This is a genomic window from Aedoeadaptatus acetigenes (genome assembly GCF_025566985.1).
Taxonomy (GTDB): domain Bacteria; phylum Bacillota; class Clostridia; order Tissierellales; family Peptoniphilaceae; genus Aedoeadaptatus; species Aedoeadaptatus acetigenes.
This window is the reverse complement of sequence record NZ_JAOQJD010000007.1, coordinates 1-15,635: the sequence shown is the minus strand read 5'-3', so window position 1 is coordinate 15,635 and position 15,635 is coordinate 1. Positions and strand designations below refer to the sequence as shown.

Below are 15,635 nucleotides of genomic sequence, written 5' to 3'. Positions count from 1 at the left end.
ACAAAATCATAAGAACGAAAAGCCGGCAGTTCATGCCGGTTTTTATTGGGAGGAAAAATGAAAATTTACGGAACCGACCTTTGCCCCGATTGCTTGGCGGCAAAAAAGGTTTTAGACGAAAGAAAGATTCCCTACGACTACGTGGACATCACGAAAGACATCGCCGATTTAAAGGCTTTTCTGCGCCTAAGAGACACTTCGCCCGCTTTCGACGAAGTGAAAAAAGCGGGAAACATCGGCGTGCCCGCCTTCGTTTCGGAAGACGGCGCCATTGCATTCGAGGTGAGCGAAAATGAATAACAAGACCCGCCTCTTAACGGCCACTGCCATTCTCTGCGCCCTCTCCGTCACCTTGTCTACCTTGGTCGTCTTTCCCAATATGGCCCCCTTTCAACACGCCATCAATGTCATCGGCGCCGTGGTCCTCGGGCCTTGGTATAATTTCCTCTGCGCCCTGTTAACCGGGCTTATTCGCATGGGCACGGGCCGTCCCATTACCTCCGTCACCGGTGCCGTGGTCGGCGCTCTCCTCTCGGGCCTCGTCTACAAAAAAACCGCCTCCCTTCCCGCCACCTGGGCGGGGGAAGTCTTTGGCACGGGGATCTTAAGCGCCATCTTGTCCTATCCCTTTATGAAATACCTCTACGGATTGGATCTGGGCAGCCCCTTCTACTACATTCCCTTTTTCCTGCCCTCCACCATGGTGGGCGCATCCATCGGCATTCTGGTCCTCCTGTCCCTGAAGCGGGCGGGCAAACTTTCCGATTTAGAGCTCTGGAAAAAATAAAAAAGCAATTGCATTTTCCTTTTTTTCTGCTATACTGTTAGTAATCCTAACAAATATGAAAACGTCGAGCAGAAGCAAGTAGCTTCAGGTGCCCTTCTCAGAGAGTCGGTGGTTGGTGTGAACCGATGAAGTTCCCTGTTGTGAATGGGTCTGTGAGTGCGAGGTGAAAAAAAGTAGCCGAGCCGGTTCTCCCGTTACAGAGATAGGATATGTTAGTATCTAAAATGAGATGCGTCCTTTGGGCGCAACTAGGATGGCACCGCGAATTCACCATTTGCTCCTATATGAGCAAATGGTTTTTTTGTGCCGAGAAAAGGAGTTATTATGAACACGAAGACATTAGTACAGGGCGCTATTTTTATTGCATTGGGCACGATTTTACACACCATCGTCCCCGGATTTTTCAACGGCATGAAGCCGGACTTTATGCTTTTCTGCCTCATCGCCTACATTATGCTGAATCCGAAGCCCCTGCCCACCCTGGCCATGGGCGTGGCCACCGGCGTTATGGCGGCATTAACCACCCAATTCCCCGGCGGTCAGCTTCCGAACATCTGCGATAAAATCATCGCCGCATTTTCCGTCCTGCTTATGATTCGTGCAATTCCCGGCGACGGCACCGTAAAAAAAGCCATTATTTATTTCATCACCACCATTATCAGCGGCTCCGTGTTCCTGGGCACGGCCATGCTCCTCGTAGGTCTTCCCGGCGGCGCGCCCTTTACGGCCATGTTCGTCGCCGTCGTCCTTCCCACGGCAGCCATGACGGCGGTATTAGGCGTCATTTACGAAAGAGTCATCGCCGTCAACTACAAACGAAATCGAGCGTAGCGAAAGGAGCGAGGCGACCTTGCCCTCGCTCTTTTTCTATGTTCCGTAAATTGAGCGAGGGCCGCGGGCCTGTGGTATAATACATGGGTTAAGGCAACAGTTGAAGCGAAGGAGCGCTTATGATCGAGATCAAAAATTTAGTCTATTCATATGAAGAAGCCGTGAAATCGGCGGTGGACGATGTGAGCCTTTCCATCGAGAAGGGCGAATTTATCGCCGTCTTGGGCCACAACGGCAGCGGCAAATCCACCTTGGCCAAGTGTTTAAACGGCCTCTTTCAGCCCACTTCCGGCGATGTCATCGTCGACGGGATGAACACGAAAGAAGACGAGGACATTTGGAAGATTCGCGCCCGTGCCGGCATGGTCTTTCAAAATCCCGACAACCAAATCGTCGCCACGGTGGTGGAAGAGGACGTGGCCTTCGGGGCGGAAAATTTGGCCGTGGAACAATCGGAGCTACGAAAGCGCGTCGACGACGCCTTGGCGGCAGTGGAAATGACGGAATACAAAGACGACCAGCCCCACAAGCTTTCCGGCGGACAGAAACAGCGGGTGGCCATTGCGGGCATTCTCGCCATGAACCCCGACTACATTATTTTAGACGAGCCCACGGCCATGTTGGATCCCGTGGGGCGCCAGGAAGTCATGAACACGATTCTGCGCCTGAATATAGAAGAGGGCAAGACCATTATCCTCATCACCCACTTTATGAACGAAGCCGTGCAGGCGGATCGCGTGGCGGTCATGGAAGAGGGGAAACTCATTCTCGAGGGGCCGCCCCGGGACGTGTTTAATCAAGTGGACACCATGAAATCCCTGGGCCTCGACGTGCCCCAAGTCACGGAGCTCGCCGCCCGGTTAAAAGCCGTGGGCGTGCCTCTGCCCGACGGAATTTTAGACAGAGAGGAGTTTGTCGACGCCTTATGCCGAGCATCAGCATCCGAAATGTAAGCTACATTTATAATGAAGGCCTGCCCTTTGAAAAGCGGGCCCTTGACGACGTCAGCCTGAACATTGGCGAAGGCGAATTTATCGCCCTGGTGGGCCACACGGGAAGCGGCAAGTCTACCTTGGTCCAACACTTAAACGGCCTGATGGAGCCCACGGAAGGGGAAATCCTCTACGACGGCGTCGATTACAGAAAAAAGGGAAACATCGCCACCTTGCGCCAAAAGGTGGGACTGGTGTTTCAATACCCGGAGTACCAGCTTTTTGAAGAAACCATCGCCAAAGACATCGCCTACGGGCCGAAAAACTTGGGCCTAAGCGACGAGGAAGTGGAAGAGAGGGTGCGCCGAGCCATGGGGAAAGTCGGCCTGGACTACGATGAAAAGGGAGAACAGAGTCCCTTCGCCCTCTCCGGCGGACAAAAGCGGCGGGTGGCCATCGCGGGCATTCTGGCCATGGAGCCGGAGGTCTTGGTTCTGGATGAGCCCACGGCGGGCCTGGATCCCCGAGGGAGCCGCGAAATTCTCGAGGAGATTCGCGGAATTTTCGAATCCACAGGCACCACCATCGTCCTCGTCTCCCACAGCATGGAAGAAGTGGCGCGATTGGCGAGCCGCGTCATCGTCATGGATCGAGGGCGGGTGCATATGGACGGCACCCCGCGGGAAATATTCGCAAGGGAGAAGGAACTTCGCGCCATCGGCCTGGGCGTGCCCCAAGTGCGCCGCACCATGACCGATTTGGTCGCGAAGGGATTCGACATTAAGGAAGACTGCATTACCGTCGACGAAGCGTTCGACGCATTAAAGACATGGTGGGAGGGACGACGTGCTTAAAGACATTACAATCGGCCAGTATTTTCCCGCCAAATCCCCGGTCCATTCCCTGGATCCCCGGTACAAAATTCTCATTATGACGATTTTTATCGTGAGCCTGTTTTTCATCAACGCCTTTTGGCCCTACATCTTTATTTTCGCCTGGCTCTTTTTCACCATTGCCGCGGCAAAAATTCCCGTAGGCATGGTGGTGAAGGGACTCAAGCCCCTCAGGCTCATCTTGATCTTCACCTTCGTGATGAATGTGTTCTTCATTCCCGGCGAAGTGCTCTTTAAACTGGGCTTTTTAACCATCTCGAGAGAAGGGCTCACCCAGGCCATCTTTATGGCCATTCGCTTGGTGCTCCTCGTCATGGGCACGAGCCTTCTCACCTTAACCACCTCGCCTTTGGCCCTGACCGAAGGCATTGAAAAGCTCATGAACCCCTTGAAGCGCGTCGGCTTTCCGGCCCACGCCATCGCCATGATGATTACCATCGCCCTGCGCTTCATCCCCACCCTAATCGACGAGGCGGACAAGATCATGAAGGCGCAAATGGCCCGCGGCGCCGATTTCGAATCGGGGAACGTGCTGAACCGGGCGAAAAATCTCGTGCCCCTTTTGGTGCCCCTAATCCTCAACGCCCTGCGCCGGGCGGAAGAGCTGGCCACGGCCATGGAAAGCCGCTGCTACCGCGGCGACGAGCACCGCACGAAATTAAACCCCCTCCAACTGACGGGTACGGACCATCTCCTGTTTACCGTGAACATGATCTTCTTTATTCTGGTTTCCGCCACCCGCTGGATGCACGTGCCCCTGCCATGAGAAACATTTTAATCACCGTGGCCTACGACGGCACGAACTTTCACGGCTACCAGGATCAGGGGCCGAAAAAGCTCCGCACCGTGGAGACCCTTCTGAAGGCGGCACTGGAAAAGACCGTGGGCCACGACGTGGCTCTGCAATCGGCGGGACGCACAGACAAAGGCGTCCACGCCCTGGGGCAGAAGGCCAACTTCCTCTCCGATACGCCCATCGATTTGGGCAACTTCCCCCGCGTGGTGAACTACCATCTGCCTCGGGATCTAAGCATCGTCGAGGCCGTGGAGGTGCCCGCGGATTTTCACGCCCGCTACGGCGCCAAGAAAAAGCATTACAAGTACCGCATCTACAACACGAAACACAGAAACGGCATGTTGGATCGTTTTGCCGTCCACGCCCCCTTTCCTCTGGATGTGGAGCGCATGGCGCGGGCCCTGAAACAAATCGAAGGCTTTCACGACTTTTCCGCCTTTATCGGCCGCTACGCATCCCCGGCCAATCCCAAACGGGCCATCGACGAAATCACCGTCACCCGGTCGGGAGAGATCATCGAGGTGGATTTTTTCGGCAAAAGCTTTTTAAAAAACCAGATCCGCATCATTATGGGCTGTGCCATGGAAATCGGCCGCGGCCTCATGCCCGAAGATCAATTGTTAAAAGCCACAAAGACCCTGGACCGAAAAGACCTGGGCCCGACGGCTGCGGCCAACGGACTCATCCTTATGTCCATCGACTACGAATAGCACGGAAAACGTGCTATTTTTTTACTCAAAAACAATCTTCCATGATAAGATGAAAGACAATACATAGAAAGAGGTGTATTATGCCCGGAAGTTTAAAAGTATTGGCCTGTTACCTAATGTGGGCCTTCCTCGTTTTGTATTGGCCCCTCTTCGGCGCCATGGATCCCTTGGCCGTCTTGTCCTTTCGAATCATCTTTTCCATGCTCTTTTGTTTGATCGTCATGCTTATTCTGGGACAGGGCCTCGCCATCCTCGCCCTTATGAAAGACAAGCGGCAGATGCTCTTTTTGCTCTTGGCGGGCATCACCATTACCGTTAACTGGGGCGGCTACATTATCGCCGTCATGACCGGCCGCGTCATCGACGCCTCCTTGGCCTATTACATGTATCCCATCTTCTCCATCGTGTTGGGCTTTTTCATTTACAACGAACGGCTCAGGCCCCTGCAGTGGGTGGCCTTCGCCCTGGCCGTACTCGGCGTTACCGTCCCCATTATCGCCTACGGCCAAGTGCCCGTCTTTGCCATCATCATCGGCACGAGCTTCGCCTTTTACGGTGCCATAAAAAAACAAATCACCGCCTCGGGCATGTTGAGTATCTTCATGGAGACCCTTATGGTCGTGCCCATCGCCCTGATTTACCTCGTGGCCTTTAGCCATTTAGAAGGCCTTACCCCGCGAGATATTCTCCTGATCCCCACCATGGGCGTCGTCACCACGGTGCCGCTGCTCTTTTTTGCCGTCGGCATGAAAGACACGAGCCTATCCCTCGCCGGCGTCTTAATGTACATCAACCCCACCATCCAACTCCTTCTCGGCGTCTTCATTATGGGGGAAGAATTTACCACCATCCACGCCTGGATGTTCGCCTTCGTGTGGTCCGGCGTGGCACTGTTTCTGGCGGACGGATTCCGGGAGAGGAAGAAGACGCAGCTATAGAATAAATGTACCCGGCGATTTGTGCCATGGCTATCGCCGGTTTTTTGTTGAATCCTTATAAAATCCTTAAATTTGTTCCGTATACTCTCCTTAGAAAAAGAGGAGGAACAGGCAATGGAAAAATACATTTTAGAGACGAAGGGGTTAACCAAGGTATTTAAAGAGCAAACCGCCGTGAATCATCTGGATTTGAAGGTGGAAAAAAACACCGTTTACGGATTGCTTGGGCCAAATGGTGCGGGAAAATCGACGACTTTAAAGATGATTGCGGGCATGCTTCACAAGACATCGGGAGATATTTTATTTGATGGACATCCTTGGAGCCGCAACGATTTAGCGGCGATCGGTGCGCTCATCGAAACGCCGCCTTTGTACGATAATTTAAGCGCTGAAGAAAATCTGAAGGTGAGAACCCTGTTATTGGGATTGGGCGACGAACGAATCGAGGAAGTTTTGGACATCGTCGATTTAAAGGATACGGGGAAAAAGAAGGCGGGACAATTTTCCATGGGAATGAAGCAACGGCTGGGCATTGCCATCGCCTTGGTGAACCGACCAAAGCTATTAATTTTAGACGAGCCGACCAATGGTCTGGATCCTGAGGGCATTCGGGATTTGCGTGATTTAATTCGGAGTTTCCCGAAAAAAGGCATGACAGTCATTTTATCCAGTCACATTTTAGGAGAAGTGGCGCAATCGGTCGACCACGTGGGAATTATCGTCGGCGGTGAATTAAAGTACCAAGAAAAAATTGCAGAAAACGACGATTTAGAGTCGCGCTACATGACGGTCGTCAATGGAAGCGAGGGGTGGCGTGAATGAAAAAATATATTCTCGCTGAGCATTTAAAGCAGAAGCATACCTTTTTAAAAACATTCGTTGTTATCATGTCCCTAATGCCCCTCGCCATGGCTTTCGTACTTATGCCGCCCTACTTTTCTGTCAATGCCTACAACTGGTGGTATGTGATTCTATTGCCGGCGACCTTCGCTTTGGTACCGGCCATGGTGCATCGGAGAGATGATCGAAAATTGGATTACTGCGCCATTTTTTCTCTTCACATCGATCTAAAAAAAGTGTGGCTTGCAAAAGTACTTGTGGCTTCAGTGTATCTTTTATTCGCCTCTGCCATCCACATGACGGGTGTCGGAATCCTACAATCTTTTCTGGGTAGTCAACTGACGCCGAATCTGGGGTGGGACATCCTACTTTTTGCCAGTGGTGTATTATTTTTTGTAAACCTGTGGCAAGTGCCTTTGTGTCTATTTCTGGCGAAGAAGTTCGGCTTATCGGCCGCCGTGTCCATCAACATCTTGTTGGGCGCGGCATTGGGGGTTATGTTCGCTGATACGTCCATGTGGCTCCTTTGTCCCTACGCGTGGGGTGCGCGTTTAATGGTACCGATTCTGCACCTCCTGCCCAACGGTCTTGTGGCGGAAGTTGCCGAACCCATGATCGAAAACACGTCGATCATCATTCCCTGCGCGCTATCTCTTGGGATTTTTATCTTATTGTCCGGGATAACGGCTCGATGGTTTGCGACCCAGGAGGTAAAATGATGGGTAGAGTTTTAAAAGCAGAGCTTTATAAAATTAAACACACGTGGACTCTTTGGATCCATGGTATTTTACCGGTACTCTACGCCCTAGCCTTCTATGCGGCATGTCAATTTACCGGCATAAAAAATTTTATGCCCGATGAGACGATTCAGATCTATTTCACGCTTTTAGGCGCGGCAGTGCCCATCGTAGTCGGTGTTTTGATATCCAAAGTGGCGGATATGGAAAGCGGCGCAGGACATTTTCAACTGTTGCTTTCGGCGCCGTCAAGGACGAGGGCTTATTTGGGAAAAGCGGGGGCCATGTTTCTTGGATTCATTTGGGCGGCGTCCGTAGCCGTCGGCGTCTTTGGAGGGCTTTTCGGTCACCAAACACTTGCTGTTTGGTTTGCGGCGCTGTTGCTTCTTTTAGCCGCATCCGTTGCCGTCTACTTGATTCACTTGTGGGTGGCATTGGCACTGGGTTCGGTCCCGTCCATGGGTCTTGGTGTTGTAGAAACACTCATCGCCCTTCTCGCTATCACCGGATTAGGCGATAAGCTTTGGTATTTCGTCCCCTGCACCTGGCCCGCACGCTTGCCGGGGACCTATATTTTAGCCAGTGCGCACCAAAACCATTCCCTTCTAACGGCGGAGATGGCGAAGTGGGGATTTTCGGCCCTTCCCATGACGGCAGTGATCTTTATCGGCTCCGTCATTTGGTTTAATCGGTGGGACGGAGGACAATGGGGCGATTGAAATCCTATAAATAATCAATTAAGAAGAAAAAGCGCTAGATGCATAGCGGAGGTGATTTTGTGGCGACGATACTTGTCGTCGACGACGAAGAGGATATGCTCGTGTTAATCGAAAATATTCTAAAAAAGAATGGCCATTGCATTCATGCGGTTCAAAATCCGTTGGAATTAGACGAAAACAGTTTGCGAAAATACGATTTGATTTTGCTGGATGTCATGATGCCTGGGATGGACGGCATGACTTTCTGTAAAAAAATTCGTCGCATCGTGGACTGTCCCATCCTTTTTTTAACGGCAAAGACAACGGAAGCGGATGTCGTAAAAGGCCTTTTAAGCGGCGGAGACGACTATATAACAAAGCCTTTCGGCGTACAGGAATTGCTCGCGCGGGTGGAGGCGCACTTAAGGAGAGAGCAGAGAGAAAAACATGCCGGATTCAACCTTGGATCGATTCGCTTTGATCTGTCTTCAAAAAGCATTTTTGTAGAAGAAGAAAAAGTACCTTTGACGAAATCCGAGTACCGGATTTGTGTGCTTCTGGCTGAAAGAAAGGGGCAGGTCTTCTCGAAAGAGCAGATTTATGAACAGGTTTTCGGCTACGAGGGGGAAGGCGAACCATCGGCGGTTTCCGAGCACGTAAAAAACATTCGGGCGAAGTTTCAACGGGTCGGCGAAAAGCCCATTGCGACTGTGTGGGGGATTGGCTATAAATGGAATTAAACAGAAAAGGACAATCCCTTCAACTCGTTTTTCTCAAATATTTACTCAGTGTCGCCCTTGGGCTTGCGGTATCCGCGGGCCTTGCACTCTTTCTTTTTACGATGGCGTATCGATTGAACGGAATCGTACCGGCTGATGCGACGGAACAGTTCATCCTTCGAAACAAGGCGAAAATCGCCCAGGCAGAGCCATTTGATCCCACTTTGATTCCTGAGAACGTAGGTTATGTGTATCTCGCAGACGACGGGCGCTTGCTCGCGTCCAATATGTCGGCGGTGGAGAGGAAAAAAGCAATGGCCTTTCTCCGGGGGCAGGTAATGTCCACGTCGTCTTCCGCTTATATGGAGATCGAGCGCCGGGAGGGCGTGGTGGTAGCCCACTACACCCTGAAGCCTCGCTATTCCAATCCCTGGATGGAGGCCCACTTCCCTCCCGTAAATTATTTGTTTTCCGCCCTCATGGTAAGTTTATGCTTTATAAGCGCCATGACCATTACCCTGATTTGGGCGAGACGTTTGACGAAGCAGTTGATGCCCATGATCGAAGCGTCGGAAGAAATCGCGAAACAGAATTTAGATTTTGAAATAGGGACATCGACGATCAAAGAATTTAACGGCGTATTAAATGCTTTTGAAAAGATGAAAATCGCATTGAGTCGATCTCTAAGAGAAAAATGGACGGAAGAGGCGAATAGGAAAAACCAAATTTCCTCTCTGGCTCACGACCTAAAGACGCCTGTCGCCATTATCCATGGGAACGCGGAATTGTTGAAAGAGACGAAATTATCCGATGAGCAAAGAAGCTACGTTGATTTCATTGCAAAAAACTCTACGCGGATTTCGACCTATGCCCACGCCCTTATGGAAGTGAATCAGTTCGGTGTTTCCGAGGAATTGGATTTAAAAAGATTGCATATTTCTGTTGTCGCGGAAAAAATAGCGGCCCTGGCTCGGGAAATAGCGAATACTTATAGGTGCCCCATCGAGGAATCCTTGGATGTCGGAAACAGCTATGTGTCGGTGGATTTAAAACAATTGGAGCGAGGGGTGCAGAATCTACTCATGAATGCCATTCACTATGCGCCCGAGGCATCGGCTGTGGAACTGCTTATTTCAACAGGAGAAAACACTCTCGAAATGACCGTTGGCGATTACGGCCCCGGATTTTCCGACGAGGATTTAAAGCGAGCTTCGGAACCCTTTTATCGCGGCGATAAGAGTCGTCACAGCTCGACCCATTACGGCTTGGGGCTTTACACGGCGAAAACCGTCGCCGAATTGCATCATGGCAGCTTGCGACTGACGAATCGCTCATCGGGGCAGGGAGCGATGGTTACTTTGATGCTGCCTCTTGAGAATAATGCGTAAGGAAATGGCGGAACGAAGGCCCTTTCTAATCCCATCGAGATTAGAAAGGGCTTCTTTATATTGACAAGTGTTCAACGCTGTTATACACTGTTATAGAAATGAGGGATACCATGGACATCATCATTGACAATTCCGCATCGGTTCCCATTTACGAACAGTTGCGGAATCAAATTCGCGATCAAATTATAAACGACGTGTTGGCATACGACGAGCAGCTTCCTTCCATTCGCGTCCTCGCCAAGGACCTTTCCATCAGCATTATGACGGTAAAAAAAGCCTACGATGCGCTGGAGGCGGATGGATTTATCGTGACGCGGCAGGGGAAGGGATCTTTTGTCGCCGAGAAAAACGAAAATGTGGCCCGGGAAATCCTGCAAAAGGAAATCGAAGGGCACATGGAAGCGGTCGTGGCCATTGCCAAGGATCACGGCATCGCCAAGAAAGATATCGTGGCCATGCTGGATGTGTTATTCGGAGGTGAATAATGGATCGAATCGCATTAAAAGAGATTCGCAAAGAATACAGCGCCTTTACCCTAAATGGGATCAGTTTTCCCGTGAAAGAGGGATATATTACGGGCTTTATCGGTCCCAACGGTTCGGGCAAGACGACGACGATTCGCGCGATTTTAAATCTCAACCATTTAAACGGGGGCGAGGTCTTGTACCGCGGCGCGCCGCCGGAAGACAACGACTACCTGCAGGATGTGGGCATCGTCCTCGACGAATCCTATTTTCCGCCAGATTGGTCTGTGGAAGATGTAAACAATGTCTTGTCTGTGGGCTATAAAAGTTGGAAGGTTGCGGAATTTTTTAAGCGGGTGGAAAATTACGGAATCGATCCGAAATTAAATGTGAAGAGCCTTTCCCGTGGCATGACGACGAAGCTTATGCTCGCCGCCGCTCTTTCTCACGGCGCCAAAACCTTGGTCTTGGACGAGCCCACCAGCGGGCTGGATCCCCGCTCTCGCGACGAATTTCGCGACACTATTCAGCGCTACATGGCGGAGGATGAGGAAAACACCGTGCTCTTTTCCACCCACATTACGGAGGATTTGGAAGCCATCGCCGATTACATCGCCTTTATAATGGATGGCGAACTGGCCTTTTACGGCACGAAAGACGATTTTCTGGAGGCTTACCGCATCGTCAAGTGTCGTGAGGCGGATTTCAAAGCCGCGGATCCGAAGGTGATTTTGGGCAAGAAAAAAACCTCCACCCACGTGGAAGTGTTGGTTGAGGCAAATATGGCCGACGCTTTCGGCGAAAACACCGTGGTGGAGAAGCCTTCCATCGACCGGATTATGACGTTCTACCATCGAGGTGATGACGATGTTTAAAACCTGCAAAATGGATTTTTTGGGCATTCGCCCTTATATCACTTGGAAACCCATCGCTTTTTTCATCCTGTTTTCCGTGGGCTTTACTTATTTTACGGATCTTTCTTTTTTCCCCATGGTCTTCGCCATGACCATGTCTTTGATGATCATGACCTATCCCTTCGTCACGGGAGAAGATTCCGGGACGGAACGGCTCTACCGCATGATCGGCATGGAAGATGAGGACACGGTGCGGGGGCGCTACCTTTATTCTTTCGTGGTATTTCTCGTCACGACGCTTGTCGCCCTCGTCATTATGAACGGCGTGAATCTGGCGAAAAGCGGCGCGCTTATTATCGGCGAAAGCTTGGCCGTCGGCGGGGGTTATCTCGTCATGTACATCCTTTTTATGGACATCAATGTGCCGATTTTCTTTGCCGTGGGTCACAAAAAAGCCAAGGCAGTGGCCGGGGCTGCCCTCATCGCCGCGACATTAATTGTCGTCGGCATATCCGGCTTTGCCACCTCGGCCTTTCCCAAGGAAGTCAAGGCCCTGTACCTGTGGGCGAGCAGCCATGTACTTTTAATCGTGCTACTCGGCATCGTGTTCTTGGCTTTCATGACCATGCTTTCTTATTCCGTGGCGTTGAAAAAGTTCAAGAAGCGGGATTTGTAATCGCCTGCGAAAAAAGGCCATAAAAAAAGACGCCCGTAGGCGTCATTTGGAGCTAACGAGGGGATTTGAACCCCTGACCTGCTGATTACGAATCAGCTGCTCTACCATCTGAGCCACGTTAGCGAATACTTCTATTATTTTAGGCCATACGGGCGGAAAATGCAAGGGCCATGTAAAAATTATTTCAGCGAGGCAGGCGGCGATTGAAACGGCCTGCCTTTTATAGTACCATAGAAGCGGTATGGTATGATCCCGGGGAGCCGGGATTTTTTATATAGAGAGGACGCGATTATGTCCGTTGCAGAAATTGAACGAAGCATTATAAAAAAATATCGAAAGACCATCTGGCGCCGCTTTATTAAAGGCATCAACGACTACGATTTAATCGAAGACGGGGACGTCATCGCCGTGGCCATTAGCGGCGGCAAGGATTCCTTGCTTCTGGCGAAGCTCTTACAGGAACTGAAGCGCCACGGCAAGAAGCAGTTTGAGCTCTTGTTTTTAACCATGGATCCCGGTTATTTGCCCGCCATTCGCAAACAGGTGGAGGACACGGCGGCGGCCATGGGGATCCCCCTTCAAATCTACGACAGCAATGTCTTTGAAGTGGCGGAGGACATGGGCGGGGAAAAGCCCTGCTACATGTGCGCCCGCATGCGCCGGGGGAGTCTTTACGACAAGGCGAAGTCCTTGGGGGCCAACAAGCTGGCTTTAGGCCACCACTTCGACGATGTGATCGAAACGGTGATGATGAATGTGCTCTTCGGGGGCAGCTACAAGACCATGATGCCGAAGCTTCATTCCACGAATTTCGAGGGAATGGAGCTGATTCGGCCCATGATTTTTATTCGGGAATCGGACATTCGCCAGTGGGTGAAGTGTAACGACCTCACCCCCATCGACTGCGCCTGCACGGTAACGGCCAAGGAAAATTTCGGCGCTCGGGCCTATGTGAAAAACCTCATCGAAACCATCGCAGAGGAAAATCCCAATGTGGCCATGTCCATTTACCGCTCGGCTGAAAATGTGGAGCTCGGGGCGATTTTAGGTTATAAAGACGGCGAGGGAAAGAAGCACAGCTTTTTGGAACATTACGAAAGGAGAGAGTAGTATGCGACTGATTTCATGGAATGTGAACGGCATTCGCGCCGCCATAAAGAAGGGCTTTATGGATTTTTTCGACGACGTGGACGCGGACATTTTCTGTTTGCAGGAAACCAAGCTTTCCGACGGCCAGTTGGATTTGGAGCTTGAAGGCTACCATCAATACTGGAACTATGCGGAGAAAAAAGGTTACAGCGGCACGGCGGTCTTTACGAAGGAAGAGCCGATCCACGTGTCCTACGGCATCGACATGGAAGAACACGACAAGGAAGGGCGAGTCATTACCTGCGAATACGAGGATTTCTTCCTGGTGACCTGCTACACCCCCAATTCCCAACGGGGCCTGGCCCGCTTGGATTACCGCATGGAATGGGAAGAGGATTTTCGCAAGTACCTGAACATGTTGGATCAGGTGAAGCCTGTGGTGCTCTGCGGGGATTTAAACGTGGCCCACAAGGAAATCGACTTGAAAAATCCCGCGGCCAATCGTAAAAATGCGGGCTTTTCCGACGAAGAGCGCAGCCAATTTCAAAATCTCTTGGACGCCGGATACACGGACACCTTCCGCCACCTCTACCCGGATGCGGCGGATCGCTACAGCTGGTGGAGCTACATCACCAAGGCCCGGGAAAGGAACGCCGGTTGGCGCATCGACTACTTTGTGGTGAGCGACCGTTTGGCCGATTCCATCGTGGAGGCGGACATTCGCGACGACATTTTCGGCAGCGACCACTGCCCGGTCTATTTAGAATTGGATCTTTAGAGAATCCATTGAAAAATAGCGGGCAACAGGGTAAAATCTATTGTGGTATATGAAATAAATTTTTAAAAGAAAGGTGATACAATGGCAGCAACGCGTTTTGTTAAAATCAATGAACACGTACACTACATCGGTGTAAACGACCGCTACACCCATTTATTCGAAGGCATGTGGCCCCTGCCCGACGGCATCAGCTACAACTCCTACCTCTTCGACGGCGGCAGCAAGACCTGTCTTTTGGACTGCGTCCGCATCGACTCCGTGTCGGAGTTTTTCGTAAAATTAGACGACGCTCTCGACGGCAGAAAACTCGACTACGTCGTGGTCAATCACATGGAACCGGACCACACCTCGTCCTTAAAGAGCGTGTTGGAACGCTACCCGGAATGCAAGGTCATTACCAATAAAAAAGCCGTCACCATGATGGAAAACTTCTATTCCATCGGCGAAGACCGCGCCATTCTCGTGGCAGACGGCGAAACCATCGACATCGGCGAAAGGAAGCTCACCTTCTACACCACGCCCATGGTACACTGGCCCGAATCCATGGTCTGCTTCGAAGAAGAAACCGGCATCCTCTTCAGCCAAGACGCTTTCGGCGGCTTCGGCACCTTAGACGGCGCCATTTTCGACGACCAAGTGGACTGGGAAAAATACCGCGAAGAAACCATTCGCTACTACACCAACATCGTCGGTAAGTACAGCGTGCAAGTTATTCGCGCCCTGAAGAAATTAGGCGGATTGGACATTAAGATGATCTGCCCGGACCACGGTCCCGTATGGCGCGACAACATCGGCCGCATTGTAGGCCTGTACAGCGATTTAAGCGAACAAAAAACCGAAGACGGCGTACTCATCGTCTACGGCTCCATGTACGGTAACACGGAACAAGTCGCCGAAGCCATTGCCCGCTCCTTAACGGAAGAAGGCGTGCGCAACATTCGCATTCGCGACGTATCCAAGACCCACATCAGCTATTTAATCAGCGAAACCTGGAACTACAAGGGCATTATCTTGGGCTGCCCCACCTACAATGTGGATCTGTTCCCGCCCATGGCCAATTTAGTCGAAGTGCTGAAGAAACAAAAGATGAAAAACCACATCTTAGGCACCTTCACCAACTATACCTGGGGCGGCGGCGCGGAAAAAGCTTTTGCCGCCTTCGCAGAAGAAAGCAAATGGGAAGTGCTCCCCACCACCGTGGACGTCATGGGCGCTCCGAAACAAGAAGATTTAGACAAATGTGCACAATTGGCCAAGGAAATGGCCGAAGCCTTAAAGGCAAGCAAATAATAAGCGAAGCGTCGGGAAACCGGCGCTTTTTTTAGGCTCTATAATATCCATTGGGGAGTAAGCTCCTCAATGGATATTTTTGTCTTGAATTGTCAAGTCAAGTGCAACTCTACTGAATGGTAAACCTCATAAGGCGTTTTCCAGTTTAAACATTTACGCGGGCGACGATTGATCTCTTCTATTTTCGCTTCAATGTAGCTATCCGATTGGTCAAT

Annotated in this window: 19 protein-coding genes, 1 tRNA gene, 1 pseudogene and 1 other annotated feature; of the genes and pseudogenes, 19 read left to right on the top strand and 2 right to left on the bottom strand. The window is 51.2% G+C overall.

Features of this window, described 5'->3' with window-relative positions:
- Window positions 1-57: 57 nt before the first annotated feature.
- From OCV31_RS04925 to OCV31_RS04850, 16 genes are all read left to right on the top strand, one after another.
- Entirely contained in the window at window positions 58-300 is a 243-nt protein-coding gene (locus OCV31_RS04925; protein ID WP_148473137.1) for a glutaredoxin domain-containing protein, read from the top strand.
- Window positions 293-787: an energy coupling factor transporter S component ThiW gene (gene thiW / locus OCV31_RS04920; RefSeq protein ID WP_148473135.1), complete on the top strand. Its 495-nt coding sequence runs from the start codon at window positions 293-295 to the stop codon at window positions 785-787. The genes OCV31_RS04925 and thiW overlap by 8 nt, the downstream gene beginning before the upstream one ends.
- Window positions 788-842: 55 nt before the next feature.
- Window positions 843-1,072 (top strand) — a binding site (T-box leader).
- 39 nt (window positions 1,073-1,111) lie between these two features.
- Window positions 1,112-1,618: a tryptophan transporter gene (locus tag OCV31_RS04915; protein WP_148473133.1), complete on the top strand. Its 507-nt coding sequence runs from the start codon at window positions 1,112-1,114 to the stop codon at window positions 1,616-1,618.
- Window positions 1,619-1,737: 119 nt separating this feature from the next.
- On the top strand, window positions 1,738-2,571 hold the full coding sequence (locus OCV31_RS04910; RefSeq protein ID WP_148473131.1) for an energy-coupling factor transporter ATPase: 834 nt from the start codon (window positions 1,738-1,740) through the stop codon (window positions 2,569-2,571).
- A complete protein-coding gene (locus tag OCV31_RS04905) occupies window positions 2,544-3,404 on the top strand; it encodes an energy-coupling factor transporter ATPase (RefSeq protein ID WP_148473129.1) in 861 nt (286 codons plus the stop codon). Before OCV31_RS04910 ends, OCV31_RS04905 begins: the two co-directional genes overlap by 28 nt.
- The gene (locus OCV31_RS04900; RefSeq protein WP_148473127.1) at window positions 3,397-4,209 is read left to right on the top strand and encodes an energy-coupling factor transporter transmembrane component T family protein; all 813 of its coding nucleotides are present in this window, start codon (window positions 3,397-3,399) and stop codon (window positions 4,207-4,209) included. Before OCV31_RS04905 ends, OCV31_RS04900 begins: the two co-directional genes overlap by 8 nt.
- Window positions 4,206-4,949 (top strand): tRNA pseudouridine(38-40) synthase TruA, encoded by a 744-nt coding sequence (gene truA / locus OCV31_RS04895; RefSeq protein ID WP_148473125.1) that lies wholly within the window; start codon window positions 4,206-4,208, stop codon window positions 4,947-4,949. The genes OCV31_RS04900 and truA overlap by 4 nt, the downstream gene beginning before the upstream one ends.
- Window positions 4,950-5,029: 80 nt before the next feature.
- Window positions 5,030-5,887: an EamA family transporter RarD gene (rarD, locus tag OCV31_RS04890; protein WP_148473124.1), complete on the top strand. Its 858-nt coding sequence runs from the start codon at window positions 5,030-5,032 to the stop codon at window positions 5,885-5,887.
- Window positions 5,888-6,001: 114 nt separating this feature from the next.
- Entirely contained in the window at window positions 6,002-6,709 is a 708-nt protein-coding gene (locus tag OCV31_RS04885) for a lantibiotic protection ABC transporter ATP-binding protein (RefSeq protein WP_148473122.1), read from the top strand.
- A complete protein-coding gene (locus OCV31_RS04880; protein ID WP_148473120.1) occupies window positions 6,706-7,446 on the top strand; it encodes a lantibiotic immunity ABC transporter MutE/EpiE family permease subunit in 741 nt (246 codons plus the stop codon). Before OCV31_RS04885 ends, OCV31_RS04880 begins: the two co-directional genes overlap by 4 nt.
- Window positions 7,443-8,183 (top strand): lantibiotic immunity ABC transporter MutG family permease subunit, encoded by a 741-nt coding sequence (locus OCV31_RS04875; protein WP_267303815.1) that lies wholly within the window; start codon window positions 7,443-7,445, stop codon window positions 8,181-8,183. Before OCV31_RS04880 ends, OCV31_RS04875 begins: the two co-directional genes overlap by 4 nt.
- A 59-nt stretch (window positions 8,184-8,242) precedes the next feature.
- Complete coding sequence (locus tag OCV31_RS04870; protein ID WP_148473118.1) at window positions 8,243-8,902, top strand: response regulator transcription factor; 660 nt, start codon at window positions 8,243-8,245, stop codon at window positions 8,900-8,902.
- Between the two features lie 113 nt (window positions 8,903-9,015).
- Window positions 9,016-10,269, top strand: a complete 1,254-nt coding sequence (locus OCV31_RS04865) for a sensor histidine kinase (protein ID WP_267303814.1) — start codon at window positions 9,016-9,018, stop codon at window positions 10,267-10,269.
- A gap of 110 nt (window positions 10,270-10,379) precedes the next feature.
- Complete coding sequence (locus OCV31_RS04860) at window positions 10,380-10,754, top strand: GntR family transcriptional regulator (protein WP_267303813.1); 375 nt, start codon at window positions 10,380-10,382, stop codon at window positions 10,752-10,754.
- Window positions 10,754-11,608: an ABC transporter ATP-binding protein gene (locus OCV31_RS04855; protein ID WP_148473112.1), complete on the top strand. Its 855-nt coding sequence runs from the start codon at window positions 10,754-10,756 to the stop codon at window positions 11,606-11,608. The genes OCV31_RS04860 and OCV31_RS04855 overlap by 1 nt, the downstream gene beginning before the upstream one ends.
- Complete coding sequence (locus OCV31_RS04850) at window positions 11,595-12,263, top strand: ABC-2 transporter permease (protein ID WP_148473110.1); 669 nt, start codon at window positions 11,595-11,597, stop codon at window positions 12,261-12,263. The genes OCV31_RS04855 and OCV31_RS04850 overlap by 14 nt, the downstream gene beginning before the upstream one ends.
- Before the next feature lie 47 nt (window positions 12,264-12,310).
- Here the strand turns inward: OCV31_RS04850 and OCV31_RS04845 are convergent.
- Window positions 12,311-12,386 (bottom strand) — tRNA-Thr (locus OCV31_RS04845).
- Window positions 12,387-12,554: 168 nt separating this feature from the next.
- On the opposite strand from OCV31_RS04845, the gene OCV31_RS04840 reads away from it, so the two are divergent.
- The 3 genes from OCV31_RS04840 to OCV31_RS04830 all read left to right on the top strand — a co-directional run bounded on the left by OCV31_RS04840 (window position 12,555) and on the right by OCV31_RS04830 (window position 15,420).
- Window positions 12,555-13,373 carry a tRNA 2-thiocytidine biosynthesis TtcA family protein gene (locus OCV31_RS04840; RefSeq protein ID WP_267303812.1) on the top strand — a complete coding sequence of 273 codons (819 nt, stop codon included), beginning with the start codon at window positions 12,555-12,557 and terminating at the stop codon, window positions 13,371-13,373.
- Between the two features lies 1 nt (window position 13,374).
- Window positions 13,375-14,130, top strand: a complete 756-nt coding sequence (locus tag OCV31_RS04835; RefSeq protein WP_148473106.1) for an exodeoxyribonuclease III — start codon at window positions 13,375-13,377, stop codon at window positions 14,128-14,130.
- Between the two features lie 81 nt (window positions 14,131-14,211).
- Entirely contained in the window at window positions 14,212-15,420 is a 1,209-nt protein-coding gene (locus OCV31_RS04830; RefSeq protein ID WP_148473104.1) for an FprA family A-type flavoprotein, read from the top strand.
- A 92-nt stretch (window positions 15,421-15,512) separates the two neighbouring features.
- Here the strand turns inward: OCV31_RS04830 and OCV31_RS04825 are convergent.
- Window positions 15,513-15,635: pseudogene (locus OCV31_RS04825) on the bottom strand (IS30 family transposase); the annotation flags it as partial.

Coding starts and splice junctions, on each gene's coding strand:
- OCV31_RS04925 (WP_148473137.1), top strand. CDS start 58: ATGAAAATTTACGGAACCGACCTTTGCCCCGATTGCTTGGCGGCAAAA.
- thiW (WP_148473135.1), top strand. CDS start 293: ATGAATAACAAGACCCGCCTCTTAACGGCCACTGCCATTCTCTGCGCC.
- OCV31_RS04915 (WP_148473133.1), top strand. CDS start 1,112: ATGAACACGAAGACATTAGTACAGGGCGCTATTTTTATTGCATTGGGC.
- OCV31_RS04910 (WP_148473131.1), top strand. CDS start 1,738: ATGATCGAGATCAAAAATTTAGTCTATTCATATGAAGAAGCCGTGAAA.
- OCV31_RS04905 (WP_148473129.1), top strand. CDS start 2,544: ATGCCGAGCATCAGCATCCGAAATGTAAGCTACATTTATAATGAAGGC.
- truA (WP_148473125.1), top strand. CDS start 4,206: ATGAGAAACATTTTAATCACCGTGGCCTACGACGGCACGAACTTTCAC.
- rarD (WP_148473124.1), top strand. CDS start 5,030: ATGCCCGGAAGTTTAAAAGTATTGGCCTGTTACCTAATGTGGGCCTTC.
- OCV31_RS04885 (WP_148473122.1), top strand. CDS start 6,002: ATGGAAAAATACATTTTAGAGACGAAGGGGTTAACCAAGGTATTTAAA.
- OCV31_RS04880 (WP_148473120.1), top strand. CDS start 6,706: ATGAAAAAATATATTCTCGCTGAGCATTTAAAGCAGAAGCATACCTTT.
- OCV31_RS04875 (WP_267303815.1), top strand. CDS start 7,443: ATGATGGGTAGAGTTTTAAAAGCAGAGCTTTATAAAATTAAACACACG.
- OCV31_RS04860 (WP_267303813.1), top strand. CDS start 10,380: ATGGACATCATCATTGACAATTCCGCATCGGTTCCCATTTACGAACAG.
- OCV31_RS04855 (WP_148473112.1), top strand. CDS start 10,754: ATGGATCGAATCGCATTAAAAGAGATTCGCAAAGAATACAGCGCCTTT.
- OCV31_RS04850 (WP_148473110.1), top strand. CDS start 11,595: ATGACGATGTTTAAAACCTGCAAAATGGATTTTTTGGGCATTCGCCCT.
- OCV31_RS04840 (WP_267303812.1), top strand. CDS start 12,555: ATGTCCGTTGCAGAAATTGAACGAAGCATTATAAAAAAATATCGAAAG.
- OCV31_RS04835 (WP_148473106.1), top strand. CDS start 13,375: ATGCGACTGATTTCATGGAATGTGAACGGCATTCGCGCCGCCATAAAG.
- OCV31_RS04830 (WP_148473104.1), top strand. CDS start 14,212: ATGGCAGCAACGCGTTTTGTTAAAATCAATGAACACGTACACTACATC.